This is a genomic window from Avibacterium avium (genome assembly GCF_900454535.1).
Classification (GTDB): Bacteria; Pseudomonadota; Gammaproteobacteria; order Enterobacterales; family Pasteurellaceae; genus Avibacterium; species Avibacterium avium.
On sequence record NZ_UGSP01000001.1, the window covers coordinates 1,869,796 to 1,895,155 of the forward strand.

21 protein-coding genes are annotated in these 25,360 nt (G+C 40.9%); 15 read left to right on the forward strand and 6 right to left on the reverse strand.

From position 1 onward, the window contains the following. Window positions 1-175: 175 nt before the first annotated feature. Window positions 176-1,549 carry a DNA repair protein RadA gene (gene radA / locus DYC50_RS09055; RefSeq protein ID WP_115249902.1) on the reverse strand — a complete coding sequence of 458 codons (1,374 nt, stop codon included), beginning with the start codon at window positions 1,547-1,549 and terminating at the stop codon, window positions 176-178. Next, window positions 1,542-2,672 carry a CYTH domain-containing protein gene (locus tag DYC50_RS09060; protein WP_115249903.1) on the reverse strand — a complete coding sequence of 377 codons (1,131 nt, stop codon included), beginning with the start codon at window positions 2,670-2,672 and terminating at the stop codon, window positions 1,542-1,544. Before DYC50_RS09060 ends, radA begins: the two co-directional genes overlap by 8 nt. A gap of 158 nt (window positions 2,673-2,830) precedes the next feature. Between DYC50_RS09060 and DYC50_RS09065 the strand changes: the two genes are divergently transcribed. The 12 genes from DYC50_RS09065 (at window position 2,831) to uhpC (ending at window position 17,766) form a co-directional block, all read left to right on the forward strand. Next, window positions 2,831-3,511, forward strand: a complete 681-nt coding sequence (locus DYC50_RS09065) for a TIGR00153 family protein (RefSeq protein WP_115249904.1) — start codon at window positions 2,831-2,833, stop codon at window positions 3,509-3,511. A 26-nt stretch (window positions 3,512-3,537) separates the two neighbouring features. Further along, window positions 3,538-4,800 carry an inorganic phosphate transporter gene (locus DYC50_RS09070; RefSeq protein WP_115249905.1) on the forward strand — a complete coding sequence of 421 codons (1,263 nt, stop codon included), beginning with the start codon at window positions 3,538-3,540 and terminating at the stop codon, window positions 4,798-4,800. A gap of 112 nt (window positions 4,801-4,912) precedes the next feature. Then, window positions 4,913-5,515, forward strand: a complete 603-nt coding sequence (locus DYC50_RS09075; RefSeq protein ID WP_115249906.1) for a TIGR04211 family SH3 domain-containing protein — start codon at window positions 4,913-4,915, stop codon at window positions 5,513-5,515. 17 nt (window positions 5,516-5,532) lie between these two features. Beyond that, window positions 5,533-6,783 (forward strand): multifunctional CCA addition/repair protein, encoded by a 1,251-nt coding sequence (locus DYC50_RS09080; RefSeq protein WP_115249907.1) that lies wholly within the window; start codon window positions 5,533-5,535, stop codon window positions 6,781-6,783. 526 nt (window positions 6,784-7,309) lie between these two features. Beyond that, on the forward strand, window positions 7,310-8,791 hold the full coding sequence (locus tag DYC50_RS09085) for a coiled-coil domain-containing protein (protein WP_115249908.1): 1,482 nt from the start codon (window positions 7,310-7,312) through the stop codon (window positions 8,789-8,791). 13 nt (window positions 8,792-8,804) lie between these two features. Further along, window positions 8,805-10,397: a factor H binding protein domain-containing protein gene (locus DYC50_RS09090; protein ID WP_115249909.1), complete on the forward strand. Its 1,593-nt coding sequence runs from the start codon at window positions 8,805-8,807 to the stop codon at window positions 10,395-10,397. A gap of 59 nt (window positions 10,398-10,456) precedes the next feature. Further along, window positions 10,457-11,950, forward strand: a complete 1,494-nt coding sequence (locus DYC50_RS09095; RefSeq protein WP_115249910.1) for a surface lipoprotein assembly modifier — start codon at window positions 10,457-10,459, stop codon at window positions 11,948-11,950. 107 nt (window positions 11,951-12,057) lie between these two features. Beyond that, entirely contained in the window at window positions 12,058-12,693 is a 636-nt protein-coding gene (locus DYC50_RS09100) for a DUF1919 domain-containing protein (RefSeq protein WP_115249911.1), read from the forward strand. A 165-nt stretch (window positions 12,694-12,858) separates the two neighbouring features. Continuing rightward, window positions 12,859-14,235, forward strand: a complete 1,377-nt coding sequence (uhpT, locus tag DYC50_RS09105) for a hexose-6-phosphate:phosphate antiporter (RefSeq protein WP_115249912.1) — start codon at window positions 12,859-12,861, stop codon at window positions 14,233-14,235. 141 nt (window positions 14,236-14,376) lie between these two features. Then, entirely contained in the window at window positions 14,377-14,979 is a 603-nt protein-coding gene (gene uhpA / locus DYC50_RS09110) for a response regulator transcription factor UhpA (RefSeq protein WP_115249913.1), read from the forward strand. A 1-nt stretch (window position 14,980) separates the two neighbouring features. Beyond that, the gene (gene uhpB / locus DYC50_RS09115) at window positions 14,981-16,492 is read left to right on the forward strand and encodes a signal transduction histidine-protein kinase/phosphatase UhpB (RefSeq protein ID WP_115249914.1); all 1,512 of its coding nucleotides are present in this window, start codon (window positions 14,981-14,983) and stop codon (window positions 16,490-16,492) included. Beyond that, on the forward strand, window positions 16,492-17,766 hold the full coding sequence (gene uhpC / locus DYC50_RS09120; protein ID WP_115249915.1) for an MFS transporter family glucose-6-phosphate receptor UhpC: 1,275 nt from the start codon (window positions 16,492-16,494) through the stop codon (window positions 17,764-17,766). The genes uhpB and uhpC overlap by 1 nt, the downstream gene beginning before the upstream one ends. 66 nt (window positions 17,767-17,832) lie before the next feature. Here uhpC and DYC50_RS09125 read toward each other — a convergent pair whose 3' ends face one another. From DYC50_RS09125 to dsbC, 4 genes are all read right to left on the reverse strand, one after another. Further along, window positions 17,833-18,525: a 5'-methylthioadenosine/adenosylhomocysteine nucleosidase gene (locus DYC50_RS09125; protein WP_115249916.1), complete on the reverse strand. Its 693-nt coding sequence runs from the start codon at window positions 18,523-18,525 to the stop codon at window positions 17,833-17,835. Continuing rightward, the gene (locus DYC50_RS09130) at window positions 18,522-19,190 is read right to left on the reverse strand and encodes a thiol:disulfide interchange protein DsbA/DsbL (RefSeq protein ID WP_115249917.1); all 669 of its coding nucleotides are present in this window, start codon (window positions 19,188-19,190) and stop codon (window positions 18,522-18,524) included. The genes DYC50_RS09125 and DYC50_RS09130 overlap by 4 nt, the downstream gene beginning before the upstream one ends. A gap of 9 nt (window positions 19,191-19,199) precedes the next feature. Next, on the reverse strand, window positions 19,200-20,921 hold the full coding sequence (recJ, locus tag DYC50_RS09135) for a single-stranded-DNA-specific exonuclease RecJ (RefSeq protein ID WP_115249918.1): 1,722 nt from the start codon (window positions 20,919-20,921) through the stop codon (window positions 19,200-19,202). Between the two features lie 85 nt (window positions 20,922-21,006). Continuing rightward, the gene (gene dsbC / locus DYC50_RS09140; protein WP_115249919.1) at window positions 21,007-21,693 is read right to left on the reverse strand and encodes a bifunctional protein-disulfide isomerase/oxidoreductase DsbC; all 687 of its coding nucleotides are present in this window, start codon (window positions 21,691-21,693) and stop codon (window positions 21,007-21,009) included. Between the two features lie 160 nt (window positions 21,694-21,853). On the opposite strand from dsbC, the gene prfB reads away from it, so the two are divergent. The 3 genes from prfB (at window position 21,854) to DYC50_RS09155 (ending at window position 25,322) form a co-directional block, all read left to right on the forward strand. Next, window positions 21,854-22,952 (forward strand): peptide chain release factor 2 gene (prfB, locus tag DYC50_RS09145; RefSeq protein ID WP_115249920.1). Its coding sequence is split into 2 segments (ribosomal slippage): window positions 21,854-21,928 and window positions 21,930-22,952, totalling 1,098 coding nucleotides; the frame shifts between segments, so codons are not numbered across the junction. Window positions 22,953-22,994: 42 nt separating this feature from the next. Further along, complete coding sequence (lysS, locus tag DYC50_RS09150; RefSeq protein ID WP_115249921.1) at window positions 22,995-24,503, forward strand: lysine--tRNA ligase; 1,509 nt, start codon at window positions 22,995-22,997, stop codon at window positions 24,501-24,503. Between the two features lie 63 nt (window positions 24,504-24,566). Beyond that, a complete protein-coding gene (locus DYC50_RS09155; protein ID WP_115249922.1) occupies window positions 24,567-25,322 on the forward strand; it encodes a Nif3-like dinuclear metal center hexameric protein in 756 nt (251 codons plus the stop codon). Window positions 25,323-25,360 lie beyond the last annotated feature (38 nt).

Here is a 25,360-nt window from a genome sequence, read left to right on the forward strand (position 1 = left end):
CCTAAAAACAGAAATAATCGCTAAGTTTACACTAAAACATAAAATTTTATAATTGAAAATCCGTCTTTTTTAGGGAAAAACGGAAGATTAAAAATAACAGAAAAACGGAAAAAGTGCGGTACGTTTTTTCTATCTTTTTCTCTTTTCTCGCGCCATTCCAATCACTGATGATCGCTTAGAAATCATCTAAAATCGCCAAAGCATCTGCCAATTTTTTCACGGTGAAAACTTGCATATTTTTCACCGCACTTTTTGGCTTGTTAGCGAATGGCACAATGGCGCGAGTGAATCCGTGTTTTGCGGCTTCAGAAATGCGTTCTTGCCCACTTGGTACAGGGCGGATTTCCCCTGCTAGCCCCACTTCGCCGAACACCACCAGATCTTTTGGCAATGGACGATTGCGGAAACTGGAAATTAACGCCAGTAATAAGGCAAGATCGGCACTGGTTTCACTCACTTTTACGCCACCTACCACATTGACAAACACGTCTTGATCGGACATTTGCAAGCCACCGTGGCGATGTAATACGGCTAATAATAAAGCCAAACGATTTTGCTCCAAGCCCACCGCCACCCGTCTTGGATTGGCGAGCATTGAGTGATCCACCAAGGCTTGAATTTCCACCAACAACGGGCGCGTGCCTTCCCATAGCACCATTACGGAACTGCCTGCGGTATCTTCTTCGCCACGGCTTAAAAATATGGCAGAAGGATTTTTCACTTCGCGCAGGCCTTGTTCTGTCATCGCAAACACGCCGAGTTCATTGACCGCGCCAAAACGGTTTTTATGGCTACGCAATGTGCGGAAACGGCTGTCCGCTTCGCCCTCTAATAACAATGAACAGTCAATGGCGTGTTCTAACACTTTCGGGCCCGCCAAGGTACCGTCTTTGGTAACGTGTCCTACCATCACAATCGCCACTTGGCGAGTTTTCGCATAACGGGTTAAAAACGCCGCACATTCGCGCACTTGGGAAACACTACCGGGGGAAGATTGAATATCCGCAAGGTGCATCACTTGAATAGAATCCACCACGATGATTTGCGGTTTAAGCTGATCGGCCAAATGGCAAATTTGCTCTACGGACGTTTCCGACAACATATTCAGCCGATCTGTTGGTAACCCAAGACGATTGGCGCGCATAGCCACCTGCTGCAAGGATTCTTCGCCCGTAACATAAAGTGCGGTCATATTTTGTGCTAAACCACACATCACCTGTAATAATAAGGTACTTTTCCCTGCCCCGGGGTGTCCACCAATCAAAATGGCACTACCTGGTACGATGCCCCCACCTAATACGCGATCAAGCTCATAAAAGCCGCTGTGAAAACGGGGAACTTCTTGCAAGCTGATTTCTGCCAAAGTTTGGATTTTTGCCTGCGTTTCCCCTGCATAACCACTGAAGCGATCGGCACGGCTTGCTTTGGCTGGGGCTAGGCGAATTTCTGTGATGGTGTTCCACGCTTTACAGGCATTACACTGCCCTTGCCAGCGGGCATATTCCGCACCGCAATCATTACACACAAAAGCGGTTTTTGCTTTAGCCATTGTTCATCTCCCAATTTTCCAAATTCGCTGCGTCATTCTCTTCAACATAAGTAAGCGAAATGAGATTTAACATTCGTTGTAAATAAAATGCCGATTGCAATAAATCAAATAATTGCGCGATCACTTCGGCGTTATTTTTTGTTTCGCTATGAAGTGCAATCAGCTGTTTACATTCTGCCAAACACTGCTGACTACTTTCCACCAACGCCCACCAATCTGTTTTAAGCGCATCGCTTAAACCTTGTTGATTGAAAGCATTTTCCAACAAATTGCCATTTTCCGTATAAAAATGATAAAGATTGAAAAACGCGCCGATTCGCTCCACCGTACGCAAAAAGTCTTCGGCAAAATAGGCCTGCCCTAAGGCAAAGGTTTCTTCAATTAGACCTTGTTCTAGCTGGAAAAGTGCGGTTAATTTTTCCGAAAAATTGCCCGCACTTTGCGCGAAATCTAAAAAATCACGCCATTTGTCTAACCAATTCTGTGCTTTAGGCTGATGATTTTCTACCAAGGCATAACCCCGTTGCGCTTTGCTAATGGCGCTTAATCGTACGCCATTTTCCAATGGCAAAGATCGTACATAATTGAGCAAATCCGCCACCTTACCTTGCTTTAACTCAAATTCCACTTCGCTAATTTCCACTTCTTTATCGCGAGCCAAAATCTTGCCTTGATCAAGCGCTACTTCAATTTCTACTGTTTCCTGTGTTTTTGGTGTTTCTGACGAAAACTCAGGGCGAATAAGAAAGGTTTCTCGCGCAAAATCCGTGGCAAAAATGGGCTGTAATGAAAGGGCTTTCCAGCTGGGATCGAGATCATAGTTTTCCACTAATTGCGCCAAATCAGGCGTTTCATTTTTCTGCGGCAAATTATATTCGGGGCGAATATGCAAACCACCTAGCGCTTCCCCTTTAGTTTTTAAGGTTAAGGTAAACTGTTGATTTTCTTTGCGTACACGCAAGCCCATTTGGTGCTGCGCGAAAAATTTATCTGCGGTGTCGTAATAAGTATTGCCTAAAAATGCCTGCTGATGAAAGTGCGGTGCGTTTTTCAGCAAATTTTGCTTGAATAAATTTAAGCCAAATTGCGGAATTAGTAGTTTTAATTCAATTTCTGTACTCATTTTGTCGATTCCTTCCAACCTTAATCAAGTTTTTTCATATTATCTAATAATTTGCTTGTTTTTTCGATGAAATATAGTGTATTTTTACGCCCGCATAGCCTTGAACAAGATGAATATGCGCAAAAATTTATCAACCTAACCCCTAGAAGGAGTTATCTATGGCAGTAAATAATATCTTAGGATTATTTGCTCATTCCCCTTTAAAACCATTGGCTCGTCATTCAGCAAAAGTTACTGATTGTTGTAAATATCTCATTCCATTTTTTGAATACACTTTCCAAGGTGATTGGGAAAATGCAGAGAAATTACGCAAAAAGATTTCTGACACAGAACGCCAAGCAGATACATTAAAGCGTGAAATTCGCTTAAAACTGCCACGCGGTTTGTTTATGCCTATTGAACGTACTGATTTATTAGAATTAGTTACACAACAAGATAAATTAGCAAATTATGCCAAAGATATTGCTGGCAGAATGGTAGGACGTCAATGTCCTTTCCCGCCAGAAATGCAAGAAGATTTTATGAAATATGTCGTTCGCAGTATTGACGCAGCAGAGCAAGCCCATTTGGTGATTGATGAAATGGACGGTTTACTTGAAACGGGTTTCAAAGGCCGTGAAGTCCAATTTGTGAATCGAATGATCCAAACCCTAGATGATATTGAAGACGATACGGATCAAATGCAAATTAAATTACGCTTAATGTTGCGTTCAATGGAGAATGAATTTAACCCGATTGACGCGATGTTTTTATACAAAATCCTTGAATGGATTGGTGTGCTTGCAGATCAAGCGCAACGTGTGGGTTCACGCATTGAATTAATGTTGGCTCGTTCATAATTGTTAAACAGCATAGGAATAATACTATGGAAGTTATTCAACAATATGGCACTTTACTAGTGATTATCACCGCGGCTTTTGGCTTTTTTATGGCCTTTGGCGTGGGTGCAAATGATGTTTCTAACGCAATGGGAACCTCTGTAGGTTCAGGCACAATTACCGCCAAACAAGCCATTATCATTGCGATGATTTTTGAATGTGCTGGGGCATATTTAGCCGGTGGTGAAGTAACAGAAACCATTAAAAGCGGGGTTTTAAATCCAACAGAATATATCGCCACACCAGAAATTTTAGCCTTAGGTATGATGGCAGCCCTCTTTTCTTCTGGATTATGGTTGCTCATCGCCTCGCGAATGGGCTGGCCAGTTTCCACCACACACACCATTATTGGCGCAATTATCGGTTTCGGTTTAATTACTGTTGGGCCAAACTCGATTGATTGGTCAGCTATCCGCAATATTGTGGGCAGTTGGTTTATCACCCCTGTGATTGCAGGCCTAGTGGCGTATGGCATTTTCTTCAGTACACAAAAACTCATTTTCGATACAGAAAAACCGCTACGCAACGCACAAAAATATGGCCCGTATTATATGGGACTCACCATCTTTATTTTGTCCGTAGTAACAATGATAAAAGGCTTAAAGCACGTTGGTTTACATTTAACTGGTAGCGAAACTTTCTTTATTTCATTAGGCATCAGCGCCATTTCTGTGGTGGCCAGTCATTTCTATTTTCGTAGCAAAAAATTCCATCAAACAGTGAAATCAGGCACATTCGGTGCGGTAGAAAAAGTATTTAGTATACTAATGCTACTAACCGCCTGTGCAATGGCTTTTGCGCACGGTTCAAACGATGTGGCTAACGCTATTGGGCCATTGTCTGCCGTGGTGTCTATTGTGGATAACGGCGGTCAAATTATGGCAAAAACCCCACTTGCTTGGTGGATCTTACCATTAGGCGCGGCAGGGATCGCCTTAGGTTTAATCGTTATGGGCTATAAAGTGATGGCAACCATTGGTACAGGGATCACCGATCTCACCCCAAGCCGTGGTTTCTCAGCCCAATTTGCAACGGCAACCACCGTGGTACTGGCTTCTGGTACGGGATTACCAATTTCCACCACGCAAACCCTTGTTGGTGCGATTTTAGGTATCGGCTTCGCGCGTGGTATCGCCGCATTAAACTTAACGGTAATTCGCAATATTATCGCCTCTTGGGTGATCACCTTACCTGCGGGCGCATTCTTTGCGATTTTAATTTACTATGTGCTGCACGCTATTTTCATCTAACTTGTGTAAGTCATAGAAAAAGCACACAAAATAAGACAAAGATTTTGTGAATGAAAGAAAGTGCGGTACAATTTACCGCACTTTTTTATTGTCTATTTTTTAAGGTGTTGTAATGCGAAAAATTACTAAGATCTTGTTTTTATTCTTTCTTTCCGTACCCTTCGCGCAAGCGGAAACCCGTTATGTAACAGAAAACCTTTCCACCTTTTTACGCAAAGGGGCGGGCGATCAATTTAAAATTGCAGGGGCAATTCGTTCAGGCGAACCCGTAACCGTGCTAAACCACAAAGATCGCTATACGCTCATTCGTGATAGCAAAAATCGTGAAGCTTGGATCTTAACCTCTGAACTTTCTAGCACGCCGAGCAGTAAAGATGAAAATCCAAGATTAAAAGCTAAAATTGAAGAATTAACCTTAAAACTCAATCAATTAGACGGTGATTGGCAACAACGCACCAGCGAAATGCAACGCCGCACCAAACAAGCTGAGCAACAAAGCAGCCAATTATTAGAGCAAAATTCTCAGCTCAACCGTGAACTTGAGATCACCAAAAATAAAAACCGAGATTTAGAAGCAATGCTTGATGCAGGCAAACGTGAAATTGCAATCCAATGGTTTATTTATGGCGGTTCAGTGCTAGGTGTTGGTTTGCTACTTGGCTTAATCTTACCTTTCATTATGCCAAAACGTCGCCGCCGTGATGGCTGGGCATAACCACCCCATTCAGCAAAATGGAAATTTATTTAGTTGGCGGTGCCGTGCGCGATGCGCTGCTCAATCTTCCTGTTAAAGACAGAGATTGGGTGGTGATTGGCGCAACACCAGAGCAACTATTGCAGCAAGGCTATATTCAAGTGGGGAAAGATTTCCCCGTTTTTCTTGATCCTAAAAATAAAGAAGAATATGCCCTTGCACGCACAGAAAAAAAAGCGGGCGTAGGCTACACCGGTTTTGTGTGCGATTTCAGCCCCGACATTAGCTTGGAACAAGATCTGATCCGCCGAGATCTCACCATTAACGCCATTGCGCAAGATAGCCAAGGCAAATTGCACGATCCTTATGGCGGTATCAATGATTTGAATAATCGCCTACTCCGCCATATCTCCCCTGCGTTTGCCGAAGATCCTTTGCGCGTGTTAAGAGTGGCGCGTTTTGCTGCACGTTACCATTATTTAGGTTTCCAAATTGCCCCTGAAACCTTTGCCTTAATGAAACAAATCACCAAATCGGGCGAGCTTGAACATCTCACGGCAGAACGCGTTTGGCTAGAAACAGAAAAAGCCTTACAAACGCCAAATCCTGAAATTTATTTTGATATTTTAAGAAAAATCAAGGCATTAGCGGTACTTTTCCCTGAACTTAACGCTCTTTACGGCGTGCCAAATCCCGTGCAACATCACCCTGAAGTGGATAGCTTTATCCACACAATGCTGGTGTTGCAACAAGCCGCAAAGCTGACGGAAAATAGCCCTGCACAACAAAAAAGTGCGGTGCGTTTTGCGGCAATTTGCCACGATTTTGGCAAAGCGCTCACGCTAAAAGATCTTCTGCCACGCCATTTTGGCCACGAACAAAAAGGCGTTACGCCAACGCGCAATCTTTGCAATCGGCTCAAAGTGCCAAGCTATATAAAAGAACTGGCGTGCCTTGTTTGCGAAACGCATACCAACGTTCACCGAGCCTTTGAGCTACGTCCTGCCACTATTGTCAAATTATTCAATCAGCTCGATGTGTGGCGTAAACCTGAACGTTTCAAAGAACTACTACTCGTTTGCACAGCCGATGCCAGAGGCCGCGCAGGCTTTGAACAAGTAGATTACCCACAAGCAGATTTTCTACTCAAACTGTACCAAGCCGCATTACAAGTTGATGTGCAACAAGTGATTGCTGACGGATTTCAAAAAGAAAAAATCCGCGAAGAATTAAACCGCCGCCGCCAAAAAGCCATTGAACAAGAAAAACAACGGTTAAAGGATCGATAATTTTTTCTTTCTTTTCGCTTACTTTTTCAAAACTTTCCTTTTCCTACAAATTTAATTTTTAACCTTTTTAATCATTATTTTTCTCTTGTTTTTGTTATCACTAGTTTCATTTCTAAATATATTTTTTCTTTCGCTAATTTTCCTTTCTTTAATCACATTTAGAACGATTTTTAACAAAAATTTAACGTTCAAAAATTTTTACGCAAACGCTTGCATTTTTTTTTTTTAGAATGGGGAAGTTTTATTCAAATTTTCCAAAAAATTTTACCGCTCTTTTGCTCGCTAAAATGTATAAAAAAGGCTAAAAACCCTTCAGTTACCCTTTGATATACAAGGCGATAACGAAAAAGTGCGGTGATTTTTTCGGAAATTTTTGACATAAACATCTTGCTCATTACGATGAATTGCCCCCATATAATTCAGTGATGTTGTCGTGTTATAAGAGAGCTAGATTTTTCATTCTGATGAGTTTGGCTGTGCCATTTTATGGTGCAGGTTTTATATTTATCACATTTAAGGATGAATTATGAGAAAATCAATTAAATTCTCTTTGCTTGCATTATGTATCAGTAATGTTATCGCAGTAAATAATGCCTTAGCTGCGGAAGATAAAGCAAGCACAAACATTTCCACACTTTCTAAACAAGAGTTTATTGCTGAAATTAACAAATTAAATAATGAAATTTCGGCAAAAGAAAAAGCAACGGCAGGGTTAAACAATCAGCTTAAAGAATTGCAAGGTAAAGTAGCCCAGGCACAACAAGAGCTACAAAAGCAAACCAGTGATCGCGATGCTTTAAATAACCGTTTGCAAGCTAGCAACGCTGAAAAAGCGGATCTTGAAGCAAAAATTAAGTCGTTAAATGCTCAAGTGGCTGATTTGCAGAAAAAAGCCGATCCAAATGTGGTTGAATTATTAAAACAAAAAGATGCGGCAGAAGCTGAACTTGCCAAAGTGAATGCCAATGTTAATAATCAAACCACTCAACTCAATAAACTTTCCGAACAAATCAAACAATCCACCAGCAAAGTTGAACAGCTTAAAGCACAAGTTAAACCATTAGAAAATCAAGTAAGTGGCTTAAATACGCAAGTTAAGCAACAGCAAGATAAGCTGGCTCAAATTACAGCGGAACGCAAAACCGTTGCGGATAAAATCGCTGAGCATAATAAAAACCAAGAATGGGTGCAAAAATATGAGCTAGATAGCGATGGTGTCAGATGGCGTGATATTCATTTTTCTGGTAGTTATAATGAAGGGGAAAGTAAATCAAAAACAGCAGCCGTTCTAGGGCTAGGTTCACCTGCACTTGTTAAACACTTTGAAATCATCACCGATGAATTGGAGCGCAAAGTATTATCCGAACAAAATACGCCGACCTTACCCCTTTCCCAATATAAACCTGATCCAGATAAAGTTAATGAAGTGCTAATTAGCTCCGCTGTGCCAGAAAATAAAGGTAAGGCAGTGGGTAAGGTGTTCTTTGTTAACCAAAATAATTCTTCTTATATGGCTTGGCAGCCTATTGTTGATAGAACTGATGCTGAAACACTTTCAATTAAAGAATACAATGATCGCTATACAGCTGTCTCAGTAAAAAATGAAGTTAACCAAGATACTTACAAGGCGGTTGCCGCGCAAACACCAACCATTACTTATCGTGGGCATATGCTAAATGTGGGCGGCAAAACAGGGGATATTGAACTGGTTGCGGATTTAAATGCACAAAAAATTAGCGGTACTATCACCAATCGTACAGTTAATCCACTACAAGAACGCAGAAATCTGGCGTTAAAAAATGGTGATATTTGCGTAGATAACAGAGGGGTCAAATTTTCTGGTCGCGCCGTTGTACCACTTGAAAATAACCCAAATAAACTTCCTATTGATGGTGCTGGCTTTAGTGGAACTTTCGCAGGAAAAAATATGGAAGAAGTGGTAGGACAGGTTTACGGCTTACCAAATGAATCAACATCTGCATTTGGTGGAAGCAAGGTAACAAAATAAGAGGGAATAATTTATGAAACAAAATACATTTTTTCAATTAAGTGCGGTTGCCATTGCTTGTGCTGCGTTGATGGCTTGTAGTTCGTCTAGTGGTGGTTTCCCAAGCACAGAGGCAAGCAATAATAATGCCACACAATTGCAGCCACAAACTAACGATCAAACTAAACCGCAAACAGAAGATACCAGCAAATTGCAACAGCAATTAGACGCAGCTCGAGCAAGATTGCAAAAAGCACAGGCTGATTTAGCCAAGGCAGAAAAATCTGTTGCAGGTTATAAAACTTCGTTACAAAAAAATAGCAGCGCACTTGATGCCGCAAAACAGCAACTAGCCAATGCGCAAAATGCTGTTAATAATGCGGTGGCTGATGTGAACCAGCATAAGGCAGAGGTCAGCCGTTTAACTGCGCAAGTAAATGAGCTAAGCAATTTACAAAAATTGGGCAGCAGTGCAGAAGTGCAACAAAAATTGGACCAAGCGAAACAGGACTTAGCCAAAGCCAATGCCAGCTTAAAAGAAAAGCAAACTCAACTTACCAGCTCGCAAAAACAAGCTGACAGCTTAAGCAAAAATGTGGCAGAGCTAGAAAATAAACAGCGTTCTTTAAGCGCCCAAGTAAAAAGCAAAGAAACGGAGCTAAATCAGCTAAAAGGTAAAGTGAGTGAAGCAGACCAAGCACTCTCAAAAGAAAAAGCCCAATTAGCTTCACTCAAGGAAGAAGCCCCAGCGGTGGCTGAGGCAACGCGAGAAGAAAACTATATGGGTGATGATTACAAATGGCGTAGTATCAAAGTTAAAAGAGAGGGAGTACATAGAGGAGACTTCACTCAGGGATCTGTCGCTCAAAATAAATATCAATCTTCAACACTAAAATATGAGGTTTTAGTTCCTAATGTAGCCGCTGGTACTGGCGTTACCAAAGAAACCCACGCTTTCCAAGATGTGGACTTTACCCAATATCCCGTTGATACCAAACGCATTCAAACCATTGAGCAATTCCACCAAACCTGCGGCAGCAAGGAACAATGTTATCCACTTGTAAACCGCAAAATGGGGGATATGCGATTTGTAAACCAAGCCTATTCCACCTTCTTCGCAGTAAATCTTAGTGATTATTCTGATGGTAATTTATATAGTAACCAATTTCACACTAAATATGGTTATATTTATAAAGAACTTCCGCAAGATAATGCCGTTTGGAATCTCCCAAGTGGACAAGAGCAGGTTACCTACCGCGGTAAAACAATGGGACGTTTTGAGAGCATACTATTAGATGGCAACGTTTATGATGGACAGGGCGATTTAACCCTTACGGCTGACTTTGCTAAAAACACCGTTGCAGGTAAGGTAACTAACCGTCAAGGCTATCGAGATAATCGCGATATCACCCTGATTGAAACCCCAATAGCAAAAGTTAACAATAAAATTGGCTTTGAAGGCAATTGGCAATATGGTGAACACGATCGTAACCGAAATCGTGATGGTTATTACGAAGGCATTTTTGTTGGACCAAATGCTGAAGAAGTGCTAGGCGAGATTGTACCTATTTCTAACCACGCTCATAGAGGAGGCAGTGTCTTCGGTGGCACTTCCCAACAACAATAATTGATTTCCCTGCTAAGCACGCCTTAGCAGGGCTTTTTGTTTAACTTTGAGAAAATATTATGCCTAATTTATTTAAAATCTCGATGGGATTTTCCCTTTCACCGCTCTATTTGGGCTTATTTCCTTTGTTTGTTGCCCACAATGTGTTAGCGGACAATGCAACGATGCCTGCAACAGCCATTGAAGTGAAAACAGAGCCAAAAGAATATATTAATGTGGCACAGCCTGATTTAAATTCTGCGCCAAGAACACAAATGCAAAATACTACCGCAGGAGAAGATAATAGCCGTGAAATTTCAGATGAAGAATTGCAACAGCAGCCTGCCCTTGCGCGCAAATTATTAAATTATGTGATCGAAACCCACCGTTGGGATTTATTACCTGATTTGTTAGCTATTTATAAGAAAACGCAAGATCCTGATTTAATTTTGATTGATTATGCGCAAGCAACCCTCTATCGTGTGCAAGGAAATTTAACGGGCGCGATTGATTTATATCGTCATATTATTGCGGAAAACCCTAGTTTTTCCCCTGTGCGTTTTGCTCTTGCACAAACCTTATTTGAAGATTATCAAACGGAGGCCGCAGAAGATCAATTTAATAAATTGCGCGCTAGCCCTGATCTTCCGCCTGAAATAATGGCAATTTCTGATCAATATTTAATGGCCATTAAACGCCAATCTTCTTGGTCATTTAGTGCTTCTTTATCTTATTTGCAAGATAACAATGTTAATAATGCCGCAAAAGATGAGGTGGTTTATATTGGTAATGTGCCATTCCAAAAAAGCAAGGATTCCTTACCAAAATCCGCACACGGATTACAATATGGCGTTAATATAAGTAAAAAATTTAATCTCTTTGGACGTCATTCCCTTTATTTGGAAAATAATCTGTATGGCAAAAGCTATTGGGATAATCACGATTATGACGATATTATTAACCGCACAACTGTGGGTTACCAATATCAAGATATTAATAATCGTTTTGCGATTTTACCTTTCTATACTTACCGTTGGTTTGGTGGCGAGAAATATAGCCGAAATTACGGCACACGTTTTGAATATGAACGCTGGTTATCGCCAAAATGGCAATCCAGTTCTGCAATAGAACTAAGCAAAACAAAATATAAAAGTAACGATGATGCAGATAGCCGTAATCAACTCTACTCTACGACATTGCTCCATTTATTTAATGCAAAAACCTATTTTTACGGCGGCTTAGATTATCAGCGTGAAAAAGCACAAAATAGAATCTTTTCTTCCGACCGCCTAGGTTTCCGCTTAGGTTGGGGGCAAGAATGGAAATGGGGAATTTCTACACGCATTCAACTTGGAATGGATAAACGCAATTTTAAAGAAAAAAATGTATTCTTTAATACAATCCGTAAAGATAAAGAATATAGCGCGTTGATCACCTTGTGGAAACGTGAGTGGCATTTATGGGGCATTACGCCAAAACTTAACTTTAGTTGGACAAAAGTGGACAGTAATATTCCCGCACTTTATAGCTATCATAAAAACCGCGTATTCTTAAACTTTGAGAAAACCTTCTAGATTTCTCCTTCGTCCTTGCTTAGATGATGGTGATGATTGCCATCATCTTTTTTTTATTGTGAATAATTGATAGAATTCAACAATTAATTTTCCTGTAACTTTTATGTATGCCTTTATTTTCTTTCATCAAAACTAAAATCAGCGCGCTAATGCGCAAGCTTTTCATTAATCCCAAACTTCGTAATAGTTTGAAAAATAAGGGAATGAGCGTATTAGCCAGTAATTGCAATGGGGCATTTATGCTGCACGATTTAGGGCAGCCATTCAATTCACCTTTTGTGAATTTATACCTTAAGCCACAAGATTTCATTCGTTATTTGCAACGCATTGAACACTATCAGCAACAACCGCTAAAATTTGTAGAGGATAACGATAAGCCCTACCCTGTGGCTTATTTAGATGATATAAAAATCCATTTTGTGCATTATGCCAATGCGCAACAAGCCCAAGAAAAATGGCAACAGCGTTCGCAACGTATTGATTTAGAAAATCTCTTTATCATAATGACAGATCGCGATGGCTGCACAGAACAAGATCTCAACGATTTTGATGCCTTGCCTTACAAAAACAAAGTGGTATTCACCCACAAACCTTATCCCGAAATTCGTTCTGCTTTTTATATTAAAGGCTTTGAACAACAAGATTGTGTCGGCGATCTTTTTGCCTATGCTAACTTACTCGGCAAACGCTATTATGATCAGTTTGATTATGTGGGGTGGTTTGATAATAAAGAGCGGTGCTAATTCGCTGCATAATTCTTAGCTGAAAATGTGATCTATCTCACAAAAATATTCCAAACTTCCTAAAACTAGGAAATTTTCCTAAATCCTTTAAGCACTCATCTCAAGGCAGAAGAACAAAATCTCATTAAAATTTGACCGCACTTTCATTTTTTAATTGAGGAAATTATGTTCAAATTTTTACAACAGGTGCGTAAACCTGTGCTAAATCTTCCTGTGGAAGAAAGACGCAAAATGTGGTTTAAGCCCTTTATGCAATCTTATTTAGTGGTGTTTATCGGTTATATGGCAGTGTATTTGATTCGTAAGAATTTTAACGTTGCGCAAAATGATATGATCGAAACCTATGGACTCACCAAAACCCAGCTGGGAATGATTGGGCTTGGCTTTTCTGTGGCTTATGGGATTGGGAAAACCCTTGTTTCCTACTATGCCGATGGGAAAAACACCAAACAATTCGTGCCGTTTATGCTGATTCTTTCTGCCCTTTGTATGCTTGGTTTTAGTGCAAGTATGGGCGGTGGCAGCGTGGCATTATTCTTAATGATCGCATTCTATTCGTTAAGTGGTTTCTTCCAAAGTACGGGCGGCTCATCAAGCTATTCCACCATCACCAAATGGACACCACGCAAAAAACGCGGTTCATTCCTTGGCTTCTGGAATTTATCCCACAACGTGGGTGGTGCAGCGGCAGCGGGTGTGGCGTTATTCGGTGCGAACGTGTTATTTGATGGACACGTTATCGGAATGTTCATCTTCCCTTCTATCATTGCGTTAATTGTGGGCTTTGTGGGATTACGCTATGGTTCAGATTCCCCTGAGGCTTATGGGCTTGGCACTGCGGAAGAATTATTTGGTGAAGAAATCAGCGAAGAAGATCGTGATGCAGAAGAAAATCAGCTTACAAAATGGCAAATTTTCGTGCGTTATATTTTGAAAAATAAAGTGATTTGGTTACTTTGCTTTGCCAATATTTTCCTTTATATCGTGCGAATCGGGATCGATCAGTGGTCGCCAGTTTATGCTTACCAAGAACTTGGCTTCTCAAAAGATGCCGCAATTTCTGGCTTTGCCCTATTTGAAGTGGGCGCATTAGTTGGCACATTCTTGTGGGGATTCTTATCCGATTTAGCCAACGGAAGACGTGGTTTAACCGCTTGTGTTGCGTTGATTTTAATCGTATTCACCCTTGAGTTTTATCAATTTGCGACCAACGAATATATGTATTTAATTTCATTATTCGTGCTAGGTTTCTTGGTATTCGGGCCACAATTATTAATCGGCGTTGCGGCAGTTGGTTTCGTACCGAAAAAAGCCATTGCCGTTGCTGACGGTGTGAAAGGCACATTCGCTTACTTAATCGGTGATAGCTTTGCAAAATTAGGTTTAGGAATGATTGCAGATGGTACGCCAATTTTCGGCTTAACAGGCTGGGCGGGGACATTCGCAGCATTAAATACTTCTGCGATTGTGTGTATGGCATTGCTTGCTTTCGTGGCGATTGCGGAAGAGAAGAAAATTCGCCGCCTGAAAAAAGCACAATAATTGCAAAAACGCAATAATTTTGCACCGCACTTAATTTTTTAATGTTCTTTACAATTATGCAGTGAGATTTTCACTGCATAATTTTTTTATTGGAGTACAATGCTCTCCCACGTTGCTTAACGCCTTATGGCTAGGATAAAAATGATTAATATCGTGTTAGTTGATGATCATCTTGTAGTGCGTTCGGGCTTCTCTCAACTGCTGTCTTTAGAGCCAGATATGCGTATCGTAGGCGAATTTGGTTCGGCGAAAGAAACTCGTCAAAATTTACCGCGCCTAAAACCTGATGTTTGCATTATGGATATTTCTATGCCCGATGAAGGCGGTTTGGAATTATTACCCGATATTCCGCAAGGCATTCATTGCATAATGTTAAGCGTAAACGATTCTGAATTTATAGTGAAAAAAGCCCTTGAATTGGGCGCAAAAGGCTATTTAAGCAAACGTTGCAGCCCTGATGAATTAATTCAAGCGGTTAGAACGGTTTATGCTGGTGGTGTTTATCTTATGCCAGAACTCACCTTAAAACTCGTCAATACGCCGATTAAAAATACCCTCGCTCAACTCACAAAACGTGAACAAGAAGTCTGTGAATTACTTGCCAAAGGGCTAACGGTGAAAGAAATTGCGGCAGAATTATCATTGAGCATTAAAACCGTTCACGTTCATCGTGCCAATGCAATGAGCAAGTTAAATGTGAAGAATAACGTTGAATTGGCAAATTTATTCCATAGTAAAGGATAAAATGAACGCGATTTTCTTTTTTATTTATAGCTGGTTTTTTGTTGCGCCAGCCTATTTTTGTTTATGGATTATTTCTAATTATTTATTAGAAGATCCGCTACTTTCTTTTTTATTCTTTCCTTTTGCGCTACGCATTGGCATTCTCATTCATACAAAAATAAAATATTGGTTTTCCATTTATCTCGCTGAGTATAGTATTTTACTATTACTCTATATCGCATTCCCTGAAAATAATACATTCTCTATCATTTCTCTTGGATTACTAAATATTCCACTATTGCTTATCTTTAAAAAATACTATTTTGGCAGCCAATTACGCTGTTTATTGTTACAAGGTCTATTAATTACATTACTCAGCCTAATTAATGCACTCTACTTTATTGGCACGGAAAGTTTTTATTTCACCTTTTTGGTGAGTTTCTCAAGTGCGGTGCTAATTATTCCAATTTGTTATTTAATTTATTATTTCCTGTTTGAAATAAAATGGCTACCGCTAACTTCTAGCCTGATTAGAAAACCAATTAGCTTAAGATCTAAGCCTATCATCATTTATCTTTTACTCTTTATCTTAAACATTTATATTCAGACAGATTTGCCTGAGTCTTTTAATCGTTTTTCGCTGTTTTTCTTATCCATTCCTATTATCTTGCTGGCTTTTCGTTATGGCTGGCAAGGTGCGCTACTCGGGATCTTATTAAATAGTTTAGCCCTGATTAGTACAACACATCATTTTTCTAACTTAGAATTAACGGATTTATTACTTACGCTCTCTGCACAAACCATTACAGGGATTTTCCTTGGCTTAGGCATTCAGCATCAACGAGATTTAAATCAACATTTAAGCCAAGAATTAGCAAGAAACCAATATTTAACCCAACAATTAATTCATCGTGAAGAAGAAATTAGAAAAGAAATTTCAAGAGAATTACACGATGAAATTGGACAAAATATCACCGCAATTAGAACGCAAGCAAGCATTTTAAAACGGATTGGAAAAACACCAGAATATGAAAAGCTCTCACAAATTATTGAGCAATTATCTCTAAATATTTACGATAGTATTAAAGGCTTAATTAATAAAATCCGTCCGCGTATTTTAGATGATCTTAATTTGCAAGAAGCCCTACAAAACCTGTTTATTGAATTAGATTTTGCCAGCCAAAATACACAAATTTATTTACATTGTAATAACCCTAAAAATAGGACACTTTTCCATTTACTGGAAATCACCTTATATCGCTTATGCCAAGAGGCATTAAATAATATAAAGAAATATTCTGGAGCAACAGAAGTTAATATTTATTTGAATATTGATGAAAAAATCACATTGCATATTCAGGATAATGGCATTGGTTTTGATCTATCTAAAATCAATCATACTGGCTTAGGCATAAAAGGAATGAAAGAACGTGTTGTAATGTTAGGCGGAAAATTTGATATTCATTCTGTAAAATGGACAAAACAGCAACAAAGTGGCACAAGTATTTTTGTGGAATTACCTTGGATTAATTAATGAATACAGAAACTCAACAGCAAATCAATCAACGTTATCAATATTGGCGCATTCATTTAATGTTTGCGATGTATATTGGTTATGCAGGCTTTTATTTTACACGAAAAAGTTTTAACTATGCTGTCCCTGCATTAATTACTGATTTAGGTATTGATAAAAATGATATTGGAATGATGACTACTGCCTTTTATATTACTTACGGCATTTCTAAATTTTTATCAGGGATATTTTCTGATCGTAGTAATCCACGCTATTTTATGGCGATTGGCTTATTTTTTAGTGGCGTAATTAATATTTTCTTTGGGTTATCAAGTTCATTATTGGTTTTTATGAGTTTGTGGATTCTCAATGCGTGGTTTCAAGGTTGGGGCTGGCCAGCTTGTTCTAAATTACTCACCACTTGGTATTCACGCACAGAGCGGGGTGCTTGGTGGTCGGTGTGGAATACGGCTCACAATGTGGGCGGTGCATTAATTCCGTTAATTATCGGCTATGTAACTTTGCATTACAGTTGGCGTTATGGTTTTATTATTGCAGGAATTATCACTATTTTTATCGCCTTATTCCTTGCCCTACGTTTACGAGGCACGCCAGAATCCCTTGGTTTACCAAGTATAGGGCAATGGCGTAGAGATAAATTAGAGTTAATTCAAGAGCAAGAGGGAAAAGATCTTTCTTGGCAACAAATATTATATCGCTATGTTTTCCTAAATAAATATATTTGGCTTTTGGCGCTAAGTTATACCCTTGTTTATATTGTAAGAACCGCAATTAATGACTGGGGAAATATTTATTTAACTGAAAAGTATCATTACGATTTGGTATCTGCTAATAGTGCAATTTCTTTATTTGAAATTGGTGGTATTTTAGGCTCGTTAGTTGCTGGTTGGGGATCAGATAAATTATTTTCCAGTAATCGTGGCCCAATGGCATTATTATTTGCCATTGGTATTTTCTTTTCCATTTTGGCACTATGGTTAATGGTGCAAGAAATCTTTATTTTGCAAAGTGCGGTGTTTTTTTCTATTGGATTTTTTGTATTTGGCCCGCAGATGCTTATCGGAATGGCGGCGGCTGAATGCTCACATAAAAAATCCCCCGGTGCGGCCACTGGGTTTATCGGTCTATTTGCTTATTTAGGGGCAGCACTATCAGGTTATCCGCTCGCGGTGGTAATGCAGTATTTCCATTGGAATGGTTTTTTTGTGGTGATTTCTTGCTGTGCCTTTCTTATCGCATTATTGCTATTGCCATTTTTGAAAGCACAAAATTAAAAAAGCCTTAGCTATAAAATACTAAGGCTTCTTGCTATTACTTTTTTCTGTCTTTTATCTCTTAAATTATGGCAATTCATCAATCATCGCCAAAACCATTGCGGAGGATTGTTTGGCGGCGAGGGGGAGAAATTCTTCAAAGTACATACTGGCTTCACCATCTCCACTATCAGAGATTGCGCGCACCACAACAAACGGCACGTTGAAAGCGTGGCACACTTGAGCAATGGCGGCGGCTTCCATTTCGACTGCTAACACATCAGCAAAATCTTGTTTAATTTGTGCTAAGGGTTTACCGCCGTGGATAAAGCTGTCGCCCGAGCAGATTAAGCCTTTATGCACTTTTTGCCCTTGGGCAGTCGCCACTTTTTGCGCAAGTGCGGTGAGATTTTCGTCAGAATTAAAACGTGCTGGGCAATTTGGTAGCTGACCTTTTTCATAGCCGAATGCGGTAACATCGGCATCGTGGTGAGCGGTTTGGGTTGAAATTACCACATCACCCACTTTTAGCCCTTGCGCCACGCCACCAGCCGATCCAGTGTTAATAATCACATCTGGTTTTGCCAGTTGTAATAACGCCGTTGTCCCCATTGCGGCGGCTACTTTGCCAATGCCCGATTGCAATAAGGCAATGTCTTTGCCGTTAATGATGCCTTGGTAAATGGTCGCGCCGCCAATTTGCGTGGTGGTTTTATTTTCCATTAGCTCAGATAAATAAGCCACTTCTTGTGCCATTGCACCTACAATTCCGATTTTCATTGTTTTTTCTCTTGTAATAGTTTGTTAATTAAAAAATCTAGCACCGCAAAGCTGTAATCATCGTTGTAAAGCGTGCTTGCAGTCAGCACATATTTTCCTTCCACAATTAAATAAGGATAGGTAAACACGCCATAATCTTCGGTCAGTTGAATGGCATCGCGCACCTGCAAACGCACGCCCGCTGAATGATATAATTTGCGAAATTGTTCTGTATCAATGTGTTGCTCTTGCAGCCATTTTAGCAAGTTAGAAAAACGAGATAATTCGGTGTAACGATGTTTTTCTGAGCTTTCAAATAACAGTAAATCCGACACATTTTCCGCATTCATTGCTTGTAGGGCATAGAAAATATTTGCCGTTAAATTCGCTTTTGCCGTTGCCACGGGCGTTTCAATAAGCACAACATTATCACGGTTAATTTGGCTATATAAATTAAGAATATCCTGCGCCACGGAACAGACTCGGCAATCGTAATCAAAGAAAAATTGCAACAGAATTTTATGATCTGCGCGCGTGGGAATGGCTAGCGGTTCTTCATAGGAAAAATAATCCCGTCCATCTTCAAATTGATTAATTTGTAAGGTGGGTGGCGTTTCGCGTTCTGCCCTTGCATTTTGCGCGAGCAGAAAACTAAGCCCTGTGATAAAGAAAATTAATCGCCACATCAGATTGCGCTACTCTGCCAAAGGTTCAATATAATCCACCAACAATTGAATATTGCGTTGTCCACGATATTCATTGACGTCCAATTTATAGGCTAATTTCACCTTTTTTAACGAAAGATCAGGATAATAACGCGTATCCACGTTAAATGCGATGGCATCGAGTAATGGCCCGCCATTTTGTGGTTCAACCATCATTTTAAGATGACGTTCGCCCACTAAACGCTGTTGTAAGAGCTTAAACTCACCGTCAAACACGGGCTCAGGAAAGGCTTGTCCCCAAGGGCCGGCTTGTTTAAGCAATTCTGCGGTATCTAAATTCATAAATTGTGTATTCAGCTCGCCGTCTGTCCAAACTACGCCTTGCAGATCTTTTTCATCTAAACATTCCGTTACCACTTCATTAAAGAGCCGTTGGAAATCGCTAAATTTTTCTTCTTGAATGCTCAGCCCTGCCGCCATTGCGTGGCCGCCAAATTTTAGGATCATTTCCGGGTGGCGAGAATGTAAGCGTTCCAACACATCACGAATATGCAAGCCTTCAATGGAACGCGCCGAACCTTTCAGGACGCCAGTTTGATCTTGCGCAAAGGCAATCACAGGGCGATGAAATTGATCTTTCAATCTTGACGCTAAAATTCCCAACACGCCTTGGTGCCAATCCGCTTGATAAAGCACAATACCTGTGGGTAACGGCGGGGTAAGCGCGGTCAATTTTCGGCAAATTTCTAGCGCCTCTAATTTCATTCCTTGCTCAATTTCTTTGCGCGTTTGGTTTAAGCCGTCTAGCTCTAAGGCCAAAGCGCGCGCGGTAGGCATATCTTCTGCCAATAACAACTCCACGCCCACCGACATATTATCCAAACGCCCTGCGGCATTTAAGCGTGGCGCAATGGCAAAACCTAAATCTGATGCACTGAAACGGCTCATATCACGATTCGCCACTTCTGCCAAGGCTTGAATCCCATAGCGACAATGCCCTGCACGGATACGCTGTAAGCCTTGATAGGCTAAAATGCGGTTATTTTGATCAAGTGGAACCACATCAGCAATTGTGCCAAGCGCTACCAAATCAAGCAATTCGGTGAAATTAGGCTGAGTTTTGCTATCAAATAAGCCTTTTTCGCGTAATTTAGCACGCAACGCCAACATCACATAAAACGCCACCCCCACGCCAGCTAAGGATTTAGACGGGAAATCGCATTGTGCTAAATTTGGGTTCACAATAGCATCGGCTTCAGGCAGCATTTCGCCAGGTAAATGGTGATCTGTAACTACCACTTGCACGCCCTGTTGTTTCAAAAATGCCACGCCTTCAAAAGAAGAAATGCCGTTATCCACTGTGATTAGAAGTTCCACATTTTTTTCTAGCGCCTGCTTTGCCACCTCAACACTTAAGCCATAGCCTTGCTCAAAGCGGTTTGGCACAAGATAATCCACCTGTTGGAAGCCAAGCTGACGCAACGCCACTACGGTTAATGCCGTACTGGTTGCGCCATCGGCATCAAAATCCCCCACGATCACAATATTTTTTTGCGCCATACGCGCTTGCGCCAACAATTCCGCCGCCTTATCCATACCAAATAACGTGTGTGGCGAAAGCATCGCTTTCAAAGTGCGGTCTAATTGTTGCGGATTTTCGATTTGGCGCGCACGATAAAGGCGATCAAGCAAAGGGTGATCGCTAATCGGCTGTGTTGTGCTAATGGGGCGGCGTTGGATTGTTTTATTCATATTGAATTGATAGGCTTAAATCTCTCTATTTTTGGGCGAACAAATTAGCTCGCCCAGCAAAAAACTTCACAAAATTCCACCGCACTTATTCTTCTTGCAATGCCTGTAATAATTCTTTTGGCGGTAAATAACCACCGATAAGCTCACCTTTCGGTGTAACAATGCTTGGCGTACCGCGTACACCAAATTGCACACCAAGTTCATAGTGTTTCTTCACAATATCGGCATTTTTTAAGGTTTTCGGCAAGTTGCCTTTTTCCGCTTCATTTAAGGCTTGCGCAGGATCTTTCGCCTGCCAAATGGCTTCCATTTGTTTTGCTGTATTGTTATTTAAGCCACCGCGCGGAAATGCAAGGTAACGAACGGTGATGCCTAAATCATTATATTGGCTAAGTTGTTGATGTAATAAGTGGCAATAATGGCAGGTAATATCCATAAACACAGTTACCACATATTTTTCATTTTTTGCTGGATAAACAATCATTTCATTTTTATAACTATTTAATTTATCTAGCAAAAATTTTCCTGTTAAATCCACCGCACCTTTATCAGTAAGCTCATATAACTGACCTTGCAGCACATATTTGCCGTCTTCGGAAGCGTAAAAAATGCCTTCGTTGCTGATAACTGTTTTTAAGCCATTGATCGGCGATGACTTAATTTCCATTTGTGATACGCCAAGTTTTTTTAATTGTGCTTCAATTTGTGCATCGCTCGCCACAGCATAGACGGACAACGCGGCTAACGAAAGTGCGGTAATGATTTTCTTCATTTTTCTTTCCTGATGTCTGTTCCTTGTGAAAGGCGGATTTTATCACAAGCCCAATCAACAAGCTAATAGGAAAAGGCTTTCAACATAATTGACCTACCAAATTGGGCTAAAATAGCATATAATTCGGCTCTTATATGCAAAATTAGATAGAACTAAATTTATGTTTGAAATTAATCCAATCAAAAATAAAATTGCCGATCTCGCTGAACGCACGGCAACCCTTAGGGGGTATCTTTGACTTTGATAGCAAAGTCGAACGGTTAGAAGAAGTCAATGCTGAACTTGAACAGCCTGATGTATGGAATGAGCCAGAAAAAGCGCAAGCACTTGGCAAAGAGCGCGCCAGCTTAGAAGCGGTGGTGGATACCATCAAAAATTTAGAGCAAGGCTTGGACGATGTTGATGGTTTGTTAGAACTTGCCATTGACGCAGAAGATGAGGACACCTTCAACGAAGCCGTTGCAGAATTAGATGAATTAGAACAAAAATTAGCCACGCTTGAGTTTCGCCGTATGTTTAGCGGTGCAAATGATGCGGCAGATTGCTATGTGGATCTGCAAGCAGGCTCAGGCGGTACGGAAGCGCAAGACTGGACAGAAATGCTGTTACGAATGTACTTGCGTTGGGCGGAAAGCAAAGGCTTTAAAACGGAATTAATGGAAGTTTCAGACGGCGATGTAGCAGGCATAAAATCGGCCACTATTCGCATTTCTGGCGAATACGCATTTGGTTGGCTACGCACCGAAACAGGGATTCATCGCTTAGTGCGTAAAAGCCCTTTTGACTCCAACAATCGCCGCCACACCTCTTTCAGCGCTGCCTTTGTTTATCCTGAAATTGATGACAATATTGATATTGAAATCAATCCAGCGGATTTGCGTATTGATGTCTATCGCGCATCTGGTGCGGGTGGTCAGCACGTAAATAAAACCGAAAGTGCGGTGCGAATTACCCATATTCCAAGCGGTATTGTGGTGCAATGTCAAAATGATCGTTCGCAACATAAAAATAAAGATCAAGCGATGAAGCAGCTCAAAGCCAAGCTCTACGAATTGGAGCTACAAAAGCAAAATGCGGAAAAACAAGCAATGGAAGACAACAAATCCGACATTGGTTGGGGCAGCCAAATTCGTTCTTATGTGTTAGATGATTCACGCATCAAAGATTTGCGTACGGGCGTAGAAAACCGCAACACCCAAGCCGTACTAGACGGCGATTTGGACAGATTTATTGAGGCGAGTTTGAAGGCTGGGCTATAATAGAACAATAAAATAATCACTGAAATTTAAAGGTAAAACAAAATGACAGAACAAACCCAAGAATTAGATTTAAACGGTGAAATGCTGGTTCGCCGTGAAAAATTGGCGGCATTGCGTAAAAAAGGCAATGCGTTTCCAAATACCTTCCGCCGTGATGCGCTTGCGCAGGATTTACATCAGCAATATGATGAGGTTGATGGCGAAGCCTTAAAAGAACAAGGTGTAGAAGTGAAAGTGGCTGGGCGTATTATGACACGCCGTATTATGGGTAAAGCGACTTTCGTTACCTTGCAAGATATGAGCGGACGCATTCAGCTTTATATCGCCCGCGATAACTTGCCTGAGGGCGTTTATGCCGATGATGTGGGCAACTGGGATTTAGGCGATATTGTGGGTGTGAAAGGGACGCTATTCAAAACCAAAACCAATGAACTTACCGTTCGTGCCAGTGAAGTTCAGCTTTTAACCAAAGCCTTACGCCCATTGCCAGACAAATTCCACGGTCTTTCGGATCAAGAAATGCGTTATCGTCAGCGTTATTTGGATCTTATTTCTAACGAAGAGTCTCGCCGCACTTTTATTATTCGCTCCAAAGTGATCGCGGGAATGCGTGAATACTTCATCAGTAAAGGCTTTATCGAAGTGGAAACCCCAATGTTGCAAGTGATCCCAGGTGGTGCGGCAGCGCGTCCGTTTGTTACCCATCACAATGCTTTAGATATTGATATGTATCTGCGTATTGCGCCGGAACTTTATCTCAAACGCCTTGTTGTCGGTGGCTTTGAGCGTGTGTTTGAGTTAAACCGTAACTTCCGTAATGAAGGGGTTTCAGTGCGTCATAATCCTGAATTTACGATGATTGAATACTACCAAGCCTATGCGGATTATCACGATTTAATGGATAACACCGAAGAGTTGTTACGCAAGCTAGCCTTGGATATTTTAGGCACCACTATCGTCCCTTATGGCGAATATGAATTTGATTTTGGCAAGCCATTTGAGCGTATCACAATGCACGATGCGATTTTGAAATACGGTGCAGATAAAGGTATCGTGAAAGAGGATCTGTACGACCTCGATCGTGCCAAAGCCTTGGCTTCCAAACTCGGCATTGAAGTGCAAAAATCTTGGGGCTTAGGCTCAATTGTCAATGCGATTTTTGAGGAAGTGGCAGAACATCACTTAATTCAGCCAACATTCTTAATGGCTCACCCTGCGGAAATTTCACCATTAGCACGCCGTAATGATGAAAACCCAGAAGTGACCGATCGTTTTGAACTATTTATCGGTGGCCGCGAAATTGGTAACGGTTTCTCAGAGCTTAACGATGCAGAAGATCAGGCTGAACGCTTTGATGCGCAGGTTGCAGCAAAAGAAGCAGGCGATGATGAAGCGATGTTCAAAGATGACGATTTTGTTACCGCACTTGAACACGGCTTACCGCCAACTGCTGGCGAAGGCTTAGGTATCGACCGTTTAGCAATGCTTTTCGCTAACGCCCCATCAATCCGTGATGTGATTTTATTCCCAGCGATGAAACACAAAGGGTAAGAAAACTCAACAAAGAAAGATAGCCACTGGTTATCTTTCTTTTTATTATAATTTATTAGAAGAATGAACAACTTAGCACTCGAACAACTGATTAATCAAAAACTGGATTCTGATGCCATTGCCGACTACGCACCAAATGGATTGCAAGTGGAAGGCAGAGAACAGGTGAAAAAAATCATTACTGGTGTAACCGCAAGCCAAGCCTTGATTGATTATGCCATTGAGCAAAATGCCGATGCCATTTTGGTTCACCACGGTTATTTTTGGAAAAGTGAAAATCCCTGTATTCGTGGAATGAAAGGCAAGCGCATCAAGGCATTATTGCAAAATAATATTAATCTTTATGCCTATCATTTGCCCCTTGATGTTCACCCAGAACTAGGCAATAACGCACAGCTTGCAGCATTGCTTGGTATTGAAGATCTGCAACCGTTGGAACAAGGAAAATTCAGCATTCCTGTTTATGGCAGGTTGAAAACGCCAATTAGTGGTGAAGCATTGGCGCAACGTATTGAACAGCAATTACAGCGCAAACCACTATTTTGTGGCGAAAATGCACCGCACTTAATCCGCAGCGTGGGAATTTGCACTGGTGGCGGACAAGGCTATATTGATCTTGCCGCACAACAAGGACTTAATGCCTATATTACAGGTGAGGTTTCCGAGCAAACCATTCATTCTGCGCGTGAACAAGGCATTAATTTCTTCGCTGCAGGCCACCATTGCACCGAGCGTTACGGTGTGAAAGCCTTAGGCGAATGGCTCACGGAAAATCACGGTTTTGACGTGGAATTTAAAGATATTTACAATCCGGCATAAAAAATGGGAAAGTAAAGTGCGGTGTAAATTTTGCGAAT